The organism is Peribacillus sp. FSL H8-0477 (genome assembly GCF_038002765.1).
In the GTDB taxonomy this organism is placed as follows: Bacteria; Bacillota; Bacilli; order Bacillales; family DSM-1321; genus Peribacillus.
This window is the reverse complement of sequence record NZ_JBBODE010000002.1, coordinates 716,030-731,897: the sequence shown is the minus strand read 5'-3', so window position 1 is coordinate 731,897 and position 15,868 is coordinate 716,030. Positions and strand designations below refer to the sequence as shown.

Sequence of the window (15,868 nt, the reverse complement as noted above, 5' to 3'; positions counted from 1 at the left end):
CAATCCTTGAGCGGATTTTTTTATGTTTAAAAACTAGGAGGATTCATTTTATGACCCAAACAACAACCATAAATAACAACTCGCAGCAATTCACTATATTGTCCAAGCAATTTGAAGGACGTCTAGACATGAAATCATTCGAAACTAGGTTTCAAAAATGGCTGGACAGACAGTCTGATGCTAGTGAAGCAAAAGTATCAAGAAAGTTGATACAAATGGCCCTCGAGAAAGTCGATATCGATGCACCTGATTGGACGTTTGCTGCTGCCGCTCAGCTGCTTCATTCCATGTACAGAGAGTCTCGTGCTAACCGCGGTGAAAAGACTTCCTACGGTTCCTTTTACGGATTGCTTCAGCAGCTTTCCACCCCACAAATGGGTCAACGCTACTCTGTATATAAGCCCGAATTGTTAGCTTCATACTCTAAAGAAGAGATTGAGGAACTTGAATCAGCCATTGACCCTGAAAAAGACAAATTATTCTCTTATATCGGTCTGTATTTACTCAATGACCGTTATCTGGCTCGTCCAGAGAAAGACGCTGTTTACGAACTTCCTCAAGAACGGTTTATGATCATTGCGATGGAAATTATGCGCAACGAACCATCAATGCGAATTCAGCTTGTCAAAGAAGCCTATTGGGCCATGTCAAATCTCTATATGACCGTAGCCACCCCCACTCTTTCAAATGCAGGAAAATCGCATGGTCAATTGAGTTCTTGTTTCATAGATGCCATTGATGATTCGATTGACGGCATTTATATGGCAAACTATGATGCAGCAAAAGTGTCTAAATTCGGCGGTGGGGTCGGGCTATATGCAGGTAAAATACGTGCTCTGGGTTCTGATATTCGAGGTTTTGCTGGGAACAGCTCAGGTACTACACCTTGGATCCGTTTATTTAATCAAACAGCTGTTAGTGTTGATCAGCTTGGACAACGCAAAGGTGCCATTGCGATTTATCTTGATGTCTGGCACAAGGATATTTTAAGCTTCCTTGATTTAAAAACACAAAATGGTGATGACCGCTTGAAAGCTCATGATATTTTCACGGGTGTCTGCATCCCGGATTTATTTATGGAAGCTGTTCGTGACCGGTCTGATTGGTATCTCTTTGACCCGCATACCGTAAAAGAAACACTCGGGTTCTCTCTTGAAGATCATTTTGATGAAGTGAAAGGTCAAGGAAGCTTCCGCAAACAGTATGCAATAGCCGTTCAAGCTGCCGAAGATGGAACATTACCGCACTTTTCTTTTGAGAAAATCCCTGCCATTACAATCATGAAGAATATCATGATTTCACAATTAGAAGAAGGCGTCCCGTATATGTTCTACCGTGATGAAGTAAATCGAAAGAATCCAAATAAGCATAAAGGCATGATTTACTGCTCGAATTTATGTACGGAAATTGCCCAGAATTTAAGTCCTACTACGATTTCACAAGAGTACACAACTGAAGATGGAGATGTCGTCATCGTGAGGAAAAGCGGAGACTTTGTTGTGTGTAACCTTTCCTCAGTTAATTTACCTCGTGCAGTTGGTGACGATGTTCTTGAACGTCTTATCCCTATTCAAGTAAGAATGCTCGATAATGTCATTGACGTTAATAATCTTCCTGTCAAACAAGCGGAAATATCGAATAAGCGATACAGAGCAATCGGCTTAGGAACGTTCGGCTGGCATCATCTATTAGCCTCTAAAAACATCTACTGGGAATCCGATGAAGCCGTACAGCTAGCTGATTCCTTATATGAAAAAATTGCGTATCTTACCGTTCAAGCTTCGAATCAACTGGCACAAGAGAAAGAAAGTTATCCTTACTTTGAAGGCTCTGATTGGCATACAGGTGAATATTTCTCTCTTAGGCATTATGAGGATGAAAAGTGGCTTGAGTTAAAAAACAATATCCAAAAACATGGCCTTCGTAATGGCTATCTCATGGCTATCGCTCCTAACTCGTCAACAGCAAAAATAGGGAATTCAACAGATGGAATCGACCCATTATATGAAATTGAATTTTACGAGGAAAAGAAGAATTTTAAATTCAAAGTAACAGCACCAGGATTAACACCTAATACTTACGAGTATTACAAAAAGACTCGTTTTCATTTAGATCAAAAAGAAAGCATTAAACAAAACGCAGCCCGCCAGCGTCATATTGACCAAGCCATTAGCTTTAATCTCTATGTTCACAACACCATTAAGGCAAAAGAACTGCTCGATATCCACCTGACAGCCTGGAACAGCGGTATGAAGTCCACCTATTACGTTCGGTCAACATCATCAGAATTCAGCAGTGCCTGTGAAAGTTGCAGCAGCTAAGGCAGGTAAAGAAAAGGAGAGATTCCCATGAATGAACACATCAAAAAAATCAGAATGCTTGAGCCTACGCATCCAACTCGAGCAACAGGGGTTTTTAAAGGGGAAGCATCAGGTTTTCTTCTCTGGAATGATATCCAATATGAGAAGTTTTATGATACGTATACACAATTGATCAACAACTTCTGGAAGCCTTCCAGTGTAAATATGATACAAGACAAAAAGCAGTGGTTGGAATTGGATGAGGATATTCAAGACGTTTTTCTCGATATACTGACGATGATTGCAGGCATGGACAGTTTACAAACTCCTACGCTCATTGAAATTATGCGTTTTATTAAGGACCCTGCTGCAAAAGCCATTCTTGCCAATATGGCCCAGCAAGAGTCCATTCATAATGAATCCTACTCGTATATCTTGGCCTCTTTGCTTCCGATTGGTCAGCAAAGACAGTTATTCGATCGGATAAAACAGCATCCTCAGGTAATAAGAAGAAATCAGCCGATTGTAGATGCTTATCAGACGTATGTTGACGATCCAACTCCTCAGCATTTATTTGAAGCGTTAATCCACTCTACCAATCTCGAAGGTATTTATTTCTATTCAGCATTTGCCTTTTATTATAATTTAGGCAGACAAAATCTGATGACAGGCTCCGCTACCATGATTTCTTATATTCACCGAGATGAAATGGTTCACTTTGACTTTGTTGGCATGCTTGTTCAAATTTTAATGTATGAGTATCCTGAACTAAATAACAAAGAGAACAAGCAATTTATCTATCATACTCTTGAAAACGCAGTAAACCTTGAAAAAGAATGGTCTGAATATATGCTCGAGGATATTCAAGATAAAGCAGATTTAGACTTGGAAGAGTTTAATGAATACATTGAGTATATTGCCAATAAGCGGCTCAGGATGCTTGGACTGGATAATTTATATCAAGAATATAGCGAAAATCCAATGCCTTGGATCAAAACATTTGACGATGAATCCATCAGTATGACGAAAACAGACTTTTTCGAACAGAAATCGCGAACATATAGTCAAGTAAATGCTAGTAATGGTTTCGATGAATTGTGAGTATCGCTATTGTTTATCATTCAGCTGGAGGGAATACAAAGGCGATTGCCGAAGCGATTGCCTCTATCCTCCCAGACTCACAGCTCTATAGGGTATCAGAAGTGGACATCAGAACACTTCCTGCATTCGATGGCTTAATTGTAGGAACCTATACATGGGGAAACGGTGAACTGCCTGCCAAGATGGCCGCATTTTATCATGAACTTGAAGAGCTTGACCTAACTCAAACTGTGACAGCTGTTTTCGGGACGGGAGAAACGAATTATAAACACTTTTGCGGCGCTGTAGATATTTTCCGAGATATGCTTTTTATGAATAGCTGCTTAGCTGTGACCTTAAAGATTGAACAGATGTATCAAGATACTGATTATGAGAAAATAAAACGATTTGCGTCCCTTTTCCGAGCCAAGCTCCGTAATTCCCAAGAACATACGCTTAGCTAGCCTCCTCCTTTCTGTTATACTAAAATAAAAGGAGGCTATTCTCACTATGGGTGATTTTATATATAATGTTCTAATGTTTGGTATGCTTGCATTATTTGGAGCTGGAATTATTTTTATGATTGTTTATATGGTAAAACAACTAAAGAAACAATCACAAAATGAAGAAGAAAATTCAGCTTCTTTGGACCCTGAAATAAAGAACTACCAAAAATAAAACGACGACTTTGTAATTGTTGAAAAATGGACAAAGAGTGTAACTCTTCGTCCATTTCAGACTGTAGACAAACTCGATGAAAATCGAGTCTTGTCTACAGTTTTCTTTTTTATCTTCTAAAACGGGGTGTTGATTTCCATTCCAGGCGTTTCGCTTTCCGCGGGCAGGCGGTGAGCCTCCTCATCGCTTACGCTCTTGCGGGGTCTCACCTCTCCTGCTATTCCCGCAGGAGTCTTCACGCCTTTCACTGCAATCAACTGCCTTTCTAAATGCAATCTCAAAAGTCAAATCCGTTCTATTTTAAAATAAACTTGGTAGGGATCCTTTCGAAAACCCATTTAATGCAACGTGGTCAGCTTGAAATGGTCGCATTAGACCAGCTTGTTCCCGAGTACCATTTGGTCCGCAAAACGGAAGAAACCCTGGATTTCCCTTCCATTTATGATCTAGTCAAGGTTGGCCGGCCTAGAAAAATGCCATGAACAGTCTTTATAAGCCAGAAAACCTTCATGAAAAGTGTTCAAAACTCAAAGAGGTCCGGAATGAAACATTCCTGACCTCTTTTGTCGACAAACTGAAATGGACAAAAAGTGTAACTCTTCGTCCATTTTTCTTTTCATAAATAAAAAAAGATTGCCATTCACCCAATCCAGGGAACGGCAATCTTTTTTTTTATCTTTTTTTACGGAAACCTTCTTCTTGTAAGTATCGCTCCGCTTCAACTGGAGATTCAAAACACTCTTCCAAATTAGATCCCGCATAAACATTCCAAAGCTGGTCCTCCCGAACAAGAGTCAACTCTTGTTGATTACGTCCAACCCAAGTTCCTTCACAATCAGCAGCTTCTACTTCTTTTTCTATTCCAGCAGGCTCTTTTGATAAATAAGCAATTGCTTGTTCTAGCAGTTCACGTAACTCTGCTTCTGAGCAATCACGTATATTAACCAAGCCTTTCTTATCTCTTTGTTTATATGGTAAATGACCTGCAAAGACAAACCCATTTCCGTTAGGATGTAAATTTTGAACAACAATTTTCTTATCCTGTACACTTTCTTCAAAGTGGAAATTTACTCGGCCTAATGATATATCTTTGCGCTGCAATTCAGGGAATGTTTCAATAATGTGCAATTTTTCTTCAAATGTTAACAAAAATTCTTCCTCATTTCATTGATTCAACTTTGTTCGTTGATTATACCATAGCCCGCTCTAAAAGATAAATAATCACCGGAAAGAGAGCTTGTCGCGAAAATTTAATTATTTTTCATCAGAAAAGTGATCATTTGACATGATGCTGACACATAACCACTGTAAAGTATGTGTATAGGGTAATAAACACGTTTTACCTTTCCTAGAAAATGACAAATATGAAACGACCTTAAATTAAAAATTACGTAACTTTTAAAAATTATCTTTATTAGAGGAGTAGATATCAATGGTTACAATTTACACGACGCCGAGCAGTCTGGCTTGCAGAAAAGCTAAATCCTGGTTACAGAAAAATAATATTGCTTATAATGAACGTAATCTCTATGCACAGCCTTTAAGTGTGGATGAAATTAAAGCGATTCTACGTAAAACAGAAGGCGGAACAGATGAAATTATTTCAACCCGTTCCAAGAAATTTAAAAATCTAAATATCGATATAAATAATACACCACTAAATGAGCTTTGCAAAATTATTCAAAAAAATCCTGACTTACTTCGCCGCCCAATTATTTTCGATTCAAAAAATCTTCATGCAGGCTATAATGAAGAAGAAATGGGCAGATTTTTACCACGTCAAGTCAGACATGTACAATTATGGAGAGCTATTAGTTTAATTAATGCTTAAATAAGAAAAAAGAGGATTGCCTGTCATTCAGGCAATCCTCTTTTTTCGTTATTCACTCTGTTGAAGCCTTCTTAAAACTAATAGTAAAAATAGTTCCCTCTTCATTACTTTCTTTCAGAACAAGATTTCCATGCTGCGCATTTGCCAGCATTTTACTAAATGGAAGCCCGAGTCCTAAACCGCGTACCTTAAGCTTTTTCTTTTGTCCACGATAGAATGGTTCAAAAACATACTCTTGTTCATTTTGCGGAATGCCCTTTCCATTATCGATGACATCAATACAAACTTGTTCTCCGTTCAATTCATAAAGAACCACCTTGATCGTTCCAGATCCCTCTAATGACTGTTTCGCATTATTAAGCAAATTAATTAGGATTTCTTGGACACGCATAGAATCCATTTTTGCCCAAACGTCTTCACTCGGAAGCTCAACTACTATCTCAAAATTCTGCTCTTCTTGAGTGATCTGCCAGTGATAACAAGCTTCTTCTAGAAATAAATTCATATTTTCACTCTTCACATGCATTTTAAAAGCTCCTGCTGCCATCGCGTTATAATCAAGTAAATCCTCAATCATTCTTTGTAACCGTTGTGTTTCCATCAAAGAAATATTTAAGAATTCTTTGCTTTCGTCACCCGTCACAACTTCATCCTTCACTGCCTGTATTAACCCGCTTATGGATGTAACAGGGGTTTTTAGATCATGTGTAACACCTGCAAATAGTTCTGCTCGCAGTTTCTCCATCTGCTTTAAACGAGTTGTCATTTCTTTAAAGGATTCAACTAATTCATAGATTTCTTCCTCATGACTCTCTTCTTCCTTAAGGTGAATGTTATAATTCCCCTCACGAACCTGAGACGCAGCCTTCGCAACGTTTTGAATGGGTTTAGATATTCGTTTAGAAAGAACATAAATAACCCACCAGCCCATAATGAGCAGACCACCCATCATTATGGCTAGTAAACCATGATCCTGGTTGATCTCGGTCAAAGACCCCTCTTCTTGGGCAATAACAACCCAGCCTTTAATTTTATTACTATCTTCTCGAATTGGAGATTTTACGACATAGACCTGGTTTTCATCGTTAATATTAACTTTTTGGATCGTATCTTGATTATTCATAATGACACTCGGAAGCACATTATCTTCACTCTCAATATAGAGCTGCGGCATCGTATAAATGATTTCTCCATCCGGATCGACAATATAGATAATCGGCTGTTCATTTAAATGAAGGATTTTCTCTCTTTCTTCAACAATCTCAGAAAGGAGCGGTCCCACCACAATTTGTCCATTGTCCTTTATCGCACGATCAGCTGTTTCATCTGCTAAATACTTTAATAGACTTAAGCGATATTCGAGGGCAGTTTTTTCCATCCACCATAAAGAAAATAAAGATAAAACCAATAATCCAGTGGTGAGCGTAATTAAATAACGGGTTGTCCAATAGCGCAGCAGCGTCGTTCGTTTTTTAGTTTTCATAAACTAGCAATTGATACCCCATTCCCCGCAAAGTTTTGATTTCTCCTTCCGAATCAGGCCATTTATCTAAGGCCTTCCTCATCCTTTTGATGGCAAGATCCACAGCACGATCACTTCCATCGTAATCCATTCCCCACACCTGTTCTATTAATTGCTCTCTTGTAAATATTTGATTTGGATTACTTACAAAAAACACAAACAAAGAAAGATCACGAGGTGTCATAACCACTTCCTTGCCATTCACAAATACCGTATAGGTTCCCATATCTACCTTTAGACTGCCATACTGTCGTATTTTCTTTTCTGATGTTACTATACTTGGTGATCTTCGAAGAACAGCATGTACACGAGCCACTACTTCGTCCGCAACAAATGGCTTGGATATATAGTCATCCGCTCCTGATTTAAAACCAGAAAGGCGATAATCCACTTCTCCTAATGCTGTGAGCATGATAACCGGACAGGCATCTTTTTCGCGGATTTCTTTAAGAATCTCCCACCCATCCTTACCGGGTAGCATGACATCAAGCAATACTAAATCAGGCTCCCATTCCATAAAAACATCTATAGCTTCAGTTCCATCAAATACCTGTATCACTTCAAAGCCCTCTCTGTGAAGATAGGCCTTCAGTACCATCGATATCGCTTTCTCATCTTCAACCACTAGTATTTTCTTCATTAATAAGGCCTCCCCTTACCCGTTAAAGTATATCGAACGAATGCGTTCGAGCCTTTTTACCTTAATCATACCTCGCATTTGTGTCAGCTGTATGTTAAAGACCTAAAATTATTATCTCCATATTTCCTTTCAACCCTTTAGTTATTCCTAAATTCCTCACAAAGAAGCCAGCCCTTAATGATAAGGACTGACTTGTTCACTACGAAAAGTTATGCTAAAAACCACCTATAACTCTTTTCTCATTCTCCAGACAGAATTCTGAAGCCTTTCGAGCTGCAGTTTATGCATGCCTGAACGCTCGTAAAGAGATAGAGCCCGATGATTATCAGGTGACACCCTCAACTGATATTCCTTTACACCTTGCTTACGAAAAAAATCCTCAGCATAAGAAATCAGTTCGGATCCCCGTCCTTTCCCTCGATAGTCAGCAGCTAAGTAAAATAGGTTTGCATAGCCAATTTCTCTTCCTTCATACGTTACGATTTGAAGCTCTAATTGCCCAATTGATTGTCCGCCTTCCTCAACAATTACCTGTCCTTCTGGGAAAAGAAGGACACGTTTGCTGATACGAGTAACATAATCATCTTCATCACCAAAACCCGATGAATGACCAAAGCTGACCACATAGGAATCCTTTCGAAAGGCGATAATCATCTCACGATCAAGAACTGGATCAATCGTTCTAAATTCCAAGTAAATTCCCCCTTGAAACTATTCTAAGGGACTTTCCCCATACAATTCCCATAGTCCTGGGAACATTGCTTTCAGGCTTTCTTCATTGTCCTCATCCCAATCCAAATCTAGCTCAAGCTGTATAAATGGATCCTTTGTTAATTTTTCATAGATTGCTAGGTAATCTTCGTCATCATTCCCAGTTTTCTTTTCGTAAGCCTCACACGCAGCAAAAAGAATCTCTTCTAATTGAGGTACTTCCCCTTGTTCTCCTAAACGCTTTAGATAAGGAATAAGGGATTCAGGATTTTCAATGGCCGATTCATACACTTTTTTTCCTTGAAAAAGAAGCCATGCTCTAAAATAATCAAAACAGTCGTCTGAACATCCCCCCATAATGATATACGCAGCTGCCCAAAGATCGGATGTATATGACTTCATATAATACTCATGAAAATGGTAGTCAAACTTCACAATATCCTTGATTGATTTTGTAGACAAATAATTGACCAGCCATTCAAGTCCGTCTTCCGGATCTTCTCCTGTTGTACGCGCTTTTTCAAGCAGCTCCCAAAATAACTCTTCTGTTAGGGTCGTTTCTTTAATCATTAGGCCAACAGAAGAAGCTGGTTGATAGCCTTTTTTCAATTTCAATTGAATAAGCCGTTTCACTTCGTCGTCACAATCTTCTTCTGTTTCGAATGTTTTTGTTTTTACCATCCCTACAGATCCTTCTTTGCCATACATAACAATATAGGACAATCCTGAACGAGTAATCCGCCAAAATCTATGTGATACTTCATCTTTATATACAAATACTGTTTCCAATTGTTTATTTCCCCTTCATTCTCCAGTTTTCTGGTATTGTAAACATTATATCGGTAAACAAGGTAAATTGCAGTGTTTAACCACTATTCATTATGATTGTCTATCTACCATTCTTTTAATAGGAAATTAAATCAGCCGGCTGATCCACTCAGTTAAATCCAATACCAGCACTAACTTACTATCGATTTTAAGCGCCCATTTTACCTAAAACAGCAAACGTTTTTCCCATGCCAACATAGTATGAATTAGGCAATAGGAAAAGAAAACAAACCGAAAGCCTTAAAATAGTAAGTTATAATCTGAGGAGGTTATTATATGTCAGGTGTTGGTCCTGGTCCTGGTGCAGGTGGTTATGGCGGAGGTTGTGGTGGATTTGGCAACGGCTTCGCTCTTTTAATTGTGTTATTTATCCTTTTAGTCATTATCGGATGCAGCGGATTTGGCGGAGGATTCGGCGGCGGAGGCTGCTGTTAATTCTTCTTCAAAGAAGTCGATAGTGCATAACTAATTAAACAAATACCGTAAAGTATCGAAAGAGGACTCCCCAGCTAAGGGGAGTCCTCTTTCTAATAAAAAAAGTCTGAGCTTATTTCTTACTTCACGATCTTCGTTTTATTTTTTCTATGACGTACAAACATCAATACAACAATCAACAAAATAGGGATGATTAGATAATTGGCATACTCTGCAAAAATCGCCCCTGCTTCTTCCCACTTCGGTCCAAGACGGTATCCCAAGTACACATACACACTCGTGACTGGGAACATCGCTAAGAATGTATAGCCCATGAAGGCCCAAACATTCATCTTCGTCATCCCGCATGGTAAGGACACGGCTGTCCTGACCCCAGGAATAAACCTGCCGAAAAAGGCGATACTACCACCGTATTTTTGAAAAAAGACATCCGCTTTGTCAACTTGAGCTTCTTTAATTAAAAAGTATTTTCCGTATTTCAAAATCAGCGGCCTTCCCCCAAAACGTCCCAGCGCATACACTGTCAGGGGACCTGTAACACCACCAATGGAACCGAACAATATGCTTAAAAGAAGCGTTCGATCTCCTTCATATACCCAGTAGCCTGCTAAAGGCAGCACAACTTCAGCCGGAATAAATTCAAAGGTCAATGCCAATGTAATTCCAAAATACCCTAAGCTTTTGAAGGCTTCTATCATTTGAAGCACAATCGAATCCACTAAGGAAGCCTCCTCTTGTTTATCTGAGCGCAGTAAAAAAGTACACTGAGTAATCAGCAGTACATTTTTTCTTTTACCTAATACAGATTCCTATATTTTTTTACATTCTTATTATAAGGGTATAACATCGTAGTAGTACAATCAATATGATAAATTTACTAAATAAAGAAACTGCCAGAGTAAAGGCAGTTTCTTATACACACAACTCTATATCCAGGCATCCTTACTGTAACCCCTCTGTTCCCAATAACCAACATGATCTTCGGCAATCAATTCAACTCGAGTCAGCCACTTTACAGACTTATACGCATACATTTTTGGAACAATTAATCGTACTGGACCCCCATAATCCTGATCGATCGGCTCGCCATCGATAAGTAAAGCTACCATAATATCATCCATATGAGCTTGATCCAATGTCAATGAATCTGTATACACGCCATCACCTGAATACAATTTGACATAGGTCGCTTCTCCCTGAACACCCACTAGGTCAAGAAATTCCTGAAGAGGAATCCCTTCCCACGTAACATGATTTACACTCCAGCCAGTTACACAATGGAAATCACTCACCTGTACCTTCCGAGGAAGTGTGAGAAACTCACTCCATGTATAAGATAACGGCCTCTCAACCAGTCCATCGACCGTAAATGACCAATTTTCTGCCGTGAAGGATGGGATGGTCGTTACTGTATAGGGACGAAACCGCCCATCGCCGCCCCCGCCTTTTAATGGATAGGCTGCTTTTGGTTCCGGCAGCATTTGATACTCACTTTGACCATTTGTAAATGTCCAAGGGACGAAGCCAGGTTTAACTAGTTTAACGATAAAGGGGGCAGTGACTAAGAATAAGGCAGATCCACCTGCAATCTGAACAAACTTCCTTCGATTGATCACTGGGTTTTCTTTTTCAATTAGATAAGGCAGATCTTTCTTTTTCTGTTTTCGAAAACGTTTAATCCATTTACTTCTTGAAACAGCATGGTAAAGCACGTATGGAATTCCTGCCCATGTAAATAAGTCATGCAAAAAAAGTGCCGCAGCATTCCAACCGACCGGAAATTGCCGATGATAGGTAAGGATAAAACCTGTACTAAAAAGCCCTCCTAAAATAAAAAGAACTACGTATACATTTACTTTTTGATTCATTTTTTTGCCTAATTGTTTCATATGTTTTTTAAAAGCGGGCGTATATAAAAGTACAACCACACAAGAAAGGAAACCAATGATTATATGAACATCACGAATCCAAACACGCACCACAGTCAATACTGGTCGTAATAGTGGCAAATAGAGAATAATGCCTGTGACAGCGAGGAATAGAAAAATCCAAGCATTCGAATGATGCAGCCATACAAGCTTTTTCCATAAACGCTTTTTCTCACTCAACATCCTCACTCCTTCTTCTCATGGTTCCAGTATAAGGGAAAGAAGAAAGGAGAAATAGGGTTAAACTCTCGATTAAGGATGCTTGATTGTTATTCCAGCTCTATTGCTTCTACATACATGATGTACTTCACATTATGATCATTTCCGTAGCCAAAGTCTCCAAGCATATGCTTGGGATAAATTTCTTTACCATTACTGCCGTAAAATTGGTGACCTACTTTAAGACCTTCTTTAAATGGAAACAGATTAATTTCTTCATTCGAATAAAAAACAGCGGAAACTAAGTATATATGTACCCGTTTCCGCTGTTTTTCTATTCATCATCTTGTAATGACTTTAGCGTCTTTTCCCTAAAATGCATTCGATTCTTATAATCCTTTGTTATCAGCTCCGTATAAATTAAATCAAAAAGCAAGAAAAACGGGAGCGACGGCGAAATATTCTGCCCCATATGTCTATTGCTTTTATTCATTGCTAATAATGTTATATCGGATATTTTACTTAGTTCAGAATTCTTTTCACCAGTGAAAACAATGATTGAGGAACCTTGTGCCTTGGCTATCTTTACAGCACGAATAATTTCCTTTGTCTCCCCCGTCAGAGATATTCCTATAACGACACTTTTTTTTGTACTAAGTGAGGCATCCATTGCTGCTTGATGCGGATCTGTAATGGTTTCAATATTCAAGCCTATTCGGAAAAATTTAGATTTAAATTCTTGAGCTGCTATCCCTGAATTTCCAATCCCATATACATGAATTTTTTTTGCCTGATTAAGAAGAAGGACCACTTCCTGAATGTCAGGATAAGCAACATTTTGAAAGGTATTCTCAATAATGTCCAAATGATTTTGGTACAATTGAGCAAAATAATCGATCTGCTTAATCCCGACCGTCAAACCTGGTCTCATATTTAAATCAACGTATCTTTTTAGTTCGTGCTTAAATTCATTGAATCCTGAATAGGATAGTTTCTGACAAAACCTTGTAATCGTTGCAGGTGAAACATGTAATTTCTTTGCTAGTTGACTACTAGATAACACGCTGATTTCGGTTGGCTTTTTAATGATATAGGTAGCAATTTCTTTTTCTGTCCTTGTGAACTTCTCCATGCTGCATTCTATCCCATGTAGAAAATTCTCACCTAAGTATTCCATGTTGTTTCACCTAACTTATATTAAGAGGTTTATTTTCCTTATCAACCATATTAAAGGATACTTAACCAACTTGTCTATTATATTAGGATATTTATTTTATAAATATGAATGTTATGAATTTTCAACAGAACACTATTTACAGGACAGAGAAGAAATGGGTTCAGTTAGTTGTCATTGCTTCAACAAAACGTTTGGTTATTTGCTGCGGTCGAGTAATGGCTCCACCGACTACGACTGCGTGTACATTAATATCTAATAGGGTACGAGCTATTTCCGGTGTGAAGACATTCCCTTCGGCTAACACTTTGGCATGTTTCACTTCTCTTACAATTTGTTTTATTACCCTATAATTATTGGAATCAATTTTTAGGCCATCTGTTTCATCCGTATATCCATATAATGTTGGAGCCACAATATCAAATCCTAGTTCATCAGCGTATATGGCTTCTTCCACAGTTGAAACATCTGCCATTAGAATAACCTCTGGATACTTCGTTTTCACTTCTTGATAAAATTGTTCTAAAGATTTACCGTCTGGCCTGATACGAGATGTAGCATCTGTAGCAATAATTTCTACTCCCGTTGTCATTAAGGCATCGATTTCTTTCATCGTTGGTGTGATAAAGACCGGGTTCTGTCCATAAACCTGTTTAATGATCCCGATGACTGGCAGATCGACACATCTTTTAATCTCTAAGATATCAGGTACTGAGTTTACTCGAATCCCTTTTGCTCCACCTTCTTTGGCTGCGATAGACATTCGGCCCATAATGAAAGAACTGTGCAAAGGCTCCCCTTCTAATGCCTGACAAGATACGATTAATCCTTGATTCATTTGATTTAATACAGATGTTCGCATGGTTTACACGTCCTTATAAAAGATTACTATTCTAGGTATTCCTCAATTTCATTTTTAATAATAGTAACTTGTGGTCCATAAATGACTTGAATACCATTTCCTTTTTTCACAATTCCCTTTGAACCGGTTTGCTTAATAAGCTCGTCATTTATTACCAAATGATCCTTAACCGTGACTCTCAGTCGTGTCGCACAACAATCCACTATATCAATATTAGCGGCACCACCTAAACCATCGACAATAGTTTTCGCACGATCAGTAGCTATTACTTGCTTAACAGCTTTTTCATCATCTTCTCGTCCTAATACCTTGAAATTTTTTCTCTTTATTAGAAATTTAAAAGAGAAATAGTATAAAAAGAACCATGGAATCCCTACCACAATTACATAAATCCAATTTGTTTTATCCATACCCTGCAGAATACCAAATAAGATGAAGTCTATAAATCCTCCTGAAAAGGTTTGTCCGATTGTAATAGAAAAGATATCAGCCATCATAAAGGCTAATCCATCAAACATCGCATGAACAAAGTATAGAAGCGGGGCGACAAATAGAAAACTAAATTCAAGCGGCTCTGTTATTCCAGTTAAGAAAGAAGTTAAGGCTGCTGATAATAGAATACCTGCGACAATTTTTTTATTCTTAGGTTTAGCACAATGATAGATGGCTAACGCTGCACCTGGAAGTCCAAACATCATCGTTATAAACCGGCCAGACATGAATCTGGATACACCTTCATAATATTTTACGGTTTCTTGATCAGCTAATTGAGCAAAAAAGATGTTCTGAGTACCATTAATAATCTGCCCGCCAATTTCCATTGATCCACCTAAAGCGGTTTGCCAAAAAGGAAGATAGAAGATATGGTGTAAACCCATAGGCCCAAGCATGCGAAGAATAAAACCATATAACAATGTTCCAATCGTACCCGTACTTGTGACGAGTGAACCTAATTGATTAATTAGTAATTGAAAATACGGCCAGACGATAAATAATACAACTCCTACAAGGATGGATGTAAATGATACAATTATCGGGATAAAACGAGAACCGCCGAAAAATCCTAACACTTGAGGCAGTTGGATTTTGTTATATTTATTATGTAATAAAGCTGCGACGATCCCTACGACAATCCCTCCAAACACCCCTGTTTCTAGCGTTTGGATGCCCACTGCCATTCCTTGTCCGGCACCAGCCAAATTATTTTCAGCAAGATCTCCTGTAATGGACAGTAATGCATTAATCGAGCTGTTCATTACAAAGTACCCGATCATGGCAGCTAAACCTGCTGTCCCTTTATCTGAGCGGGCAAGTCCAATGGCTACACCAGCCGCAAAAATTATGGGTAAATTACTAAAGACGATACTACCAGCTGAACTCATAATCGTAAAAATTGCTTGCAGCCAGCCAATATCTAAAAATGGATATGCCGAAACCGTATTGGGGTTTGATAATGCCCCACCAATTCCTAATAACAAACCAGCAGCAGGTAACACAGCGATAGGGAGCATAAAAGATTTTCCAAACTGTTGAGCTTTCTCAAAGAAATTGTTCATACCTATTCCTCCTCTAGTAAAAGTTTTCTCATATAATAATAGCTATGCTTTATAGCCGTATTATATCTCCCTAAAATTACGCTTTCCATTAAACCCGCCAGATTTCATCCCCTTTCAAAAATAGGGCCACAGCTCTGAAAATTCTTTCATCGAAAAAGTATCTC

The 15,868-nt window shown here is 38.6% G+C and carries 16 protein-coding genes and 1 pseudogene; 7 read left to right on the top strand and 10 right to left on the bottom strand.

Features of this window, described 5'->3' with window-relative positions:
- The first annotated feature begins 50 nt into the window (after positions 1-50).
- The 5 genes and pseudogenes from MHI18_RS15320 to MHI18_RS15300 all read left to right on the top strand — a co-directional run.
- Positions 51-2,321 carry a ribonucleoside-diphosphate reductase subunit alpha gene (locus MHI18_RS15320; RefSeq protein WP_340848565.1) on the top strand — a complete coding sequence of 757 codons (2,271 nt, stop codon included), beginning with the start codon at positions 51-53 and terminating at the stop codon, positions 2,319-2,321.
- Positions 2,322-2,348: 27 nt separating this feature from the next.
- Positions 2,349-3,401: a ribonucleotide-diphosphate reductase subunit beta gene (locus tag MHI18_RS15315; protein ID WP_340848564.1), complete on the top strand. Its 1,053-nt coding sequence runs from the start codon at positions 2,349-2,351 to the stop codon at positions 3,399-3,401.
- Positions 3,398-3,844 (top strand): flavodoxin domain-containing protein, encoded by a 447-nt coding sequence (locus MHI18_RS15310; protein ID WP_340848563.1) that lies wholly within the window; start codon positions 3,398-3,400, stop codon positions 3,842-3,844. Before MHI18_RS15315 ends, MHI18_RS15310 begins: the two co-directional genes overlap by 4 nt.
- Positions 3,845-3,890: 46 nt before the next feature.
- Positions 3,891-4,058, top strand: coding sequence for a hypothetical protein (locus MHI18_RS15305; protein WP_340848561.1), 168 nt, complete (start codon positions 3,891-3,893; stop codon positions 4,056-4,058).
- A 320-nt stretch (positions 4,059-4,378) separates the two neighbouring features.
- A pseudogene (locus tag MHI18_RS15300) lies at positions 4,379-4,513 on the top strand (IS5/IS1182 family transposase); the annotation flags it as partial.
- A 217-nt stretch (positions 4,514-4,730) separates the two neighbouring features.
- Here the strand turns inward: MHI18_RS15300 and MHI18_RS15295 are convergent.
- On the bottom strand, positions 4,731-5,207 hold the full coding sequence (locus MHI18_RS15295) for a hypothetical protein (protein ID WP_340848560.1): 477 nt from the start codon (positions 5,205-5,207) through the stop codon (positions 4,731-4,733).
- 283 nt (positions 5,208-5,490) lie between these two features.
- Between MHI18_RS15295 and spx the strand changes: the two genes are divergently transcribed.
- On the top strand, positions 5,491-5,889 hold the full coding sequence (gene spx, locus MHI18_RS15290) for a transcriptional regulator Spx (RefSeq protein ID WP_040376421.1): 399 nt from the start codon (positions 5,491-5,493) through the stop codon (positions 5,887-5,889).
- A gap of 52 nt (positions 5,890-5,941) precedes the next feature.
- Here the strand turns inward: spx and MHI18_RS15285 are convergent, their stop codons facing one another.
- The 4 genes from MHI18_RS15285 to MHI18_RS15270 form a co-directional block, all read right to left on the bottom strand.
- Positions 5,942-7,372: a HAMP domain-containing sensor histidine kinase gene (locus MHI18_RS15285; protein WP_340848559.1), complete on the bottom strand. Its 1,431-nt coding sequence runs from the start codon at positions 7,370-7,372 to the stop codon at positions 5,942-5,944.
- The gene (locus MHI18_RS15280; protein WP_340848558.1) at positions 7,362-8,051 is read right to left on the bottom strand and encodes a response regulator transcription factor; all 690 of its coding nucleotides are present in this window, start codon (positions 8,049-8,051) and stop codon (positions 7,362-7,364) included. The genes MHI18_RS15285 and MHI18_RS15280 overlap by 11 nt, the downstream gene beginning before the upstream one ends.
- 225 nt (positions 8,052-8,276) lie before the next feature.
- Positions 8,277-8,744, bottom strand: coding sequence for a GNAT family N-acetyltransferase (locus MHI18_RS15275; RefSeq protein ID WP_340848557.1), 468 nt, complete (start codon positions 8,742-8,744; stop codon positions 8,277-8,279).
- A gap of 18 nt (positions 8,745-8,762) precedes the next feature.
- Positions 8,763-9,551: a DUF4240 domain-containing protein gene (locus tag MHI18_RS15270; protein WP_340848555.1), complete on the bottom strand. Its 789-nt coding sequence runs from the start codon at positions 9,549-9,551 to the stop codon at positions 8,763-8,765.
- A 315-nt stretch (positions 9,552-9,866) separates the two neighbouring features.
- On the opposite strand from MHI18_RS15270, the gene MHI18_RS15265 reads away from it, so the two are divergent.
- On the top strand, positions 9,867-10,025 hold the full coding sequence (locus tag MHI18_RS15265; RefSeq protein ID WP_340848554.1) for a YjcZ family sporulation protein: 159 nt from the start codon (positions 9,867-9,869) through the stop codon (positions 10,023-10,025).
- Between the two features lie 119 nt (positions 10,026-10,144).
- On the opposite strand, the gene MHI18_RS15260 is transcribed toward MHI18_RS15265, so the two are convergent.
- The 5 genes from MHI18_RS15260 to MHI18_RS15240 all read right to left on the bottom strand — a co-directional run bounded on the left by MHI18_RS15260 (position 10,145) and on the right by MHI18_RS15240 (position 15,704).
- Positions 10,145-10,744, bottom strand: coding sequence for a DedA family protein (locus MHI18_RS15260; protein ID WP_340848553.1), 600 nt, complete (start codon positions 10,742-10,744; stop codon positions 10,145-10,147).
- Positions 10,745-10,951: 207 nt separating this feature from the next.
- Positions 10,952-12,133: a molybdopterin-dependent oxidoreductase gene (locus MHI18_RS15255; RefSeq protein WP_340848552.1), complete on the bottom strand. Its 1,182-nt coding sequence runs from the start codon at positions 12,131-12,133 to the stop codon at positions 10,952-10,954.
- 313 nt (positions 12,134-12,446) lie between these two features.
- A complete protein-coding gene (locus tag MHI18_RS15250) occupies positions 12,447-13,289 on the bottom strand; it encodes a MurR/RpiR family transcriptional regulator (RefSeq protein ID WP_340848550.1) in 843 nt (280 codons plus the stop codon).
- Between the two features lie 160 nt (positions 13,290-13,449).
- The gene (locus MHI18_RS15245; RefSeq protein ID WP_340848549.1) at positions 13,450-14,148 is read right to left on the bottom strand and encodes an N-acetylmannosamine-6-phosphate 2-epimerase; all 699 of its coding nucleotides are present in this window, start codon (positions 14,146-14,148) and stop codon (positions 13,450-13,452) included.
- A gap of 26 nt (positions 14,149-14,174) precedes the next feature.
- Positions 14,175-15,704, bottom strand: coding sequence for a maltose/glucose-specific PTS transporter subunit IIC (locus MHI18_RS15240; RefSeq protein ID WP_340848548.1), 1,530 nt, complete (start codon positions 15,702-15,704; stop codon positions 14,175-14,177).
- Between the last annotated feature and the right edge of the window lie 164 nt (positions 15,705-15,868).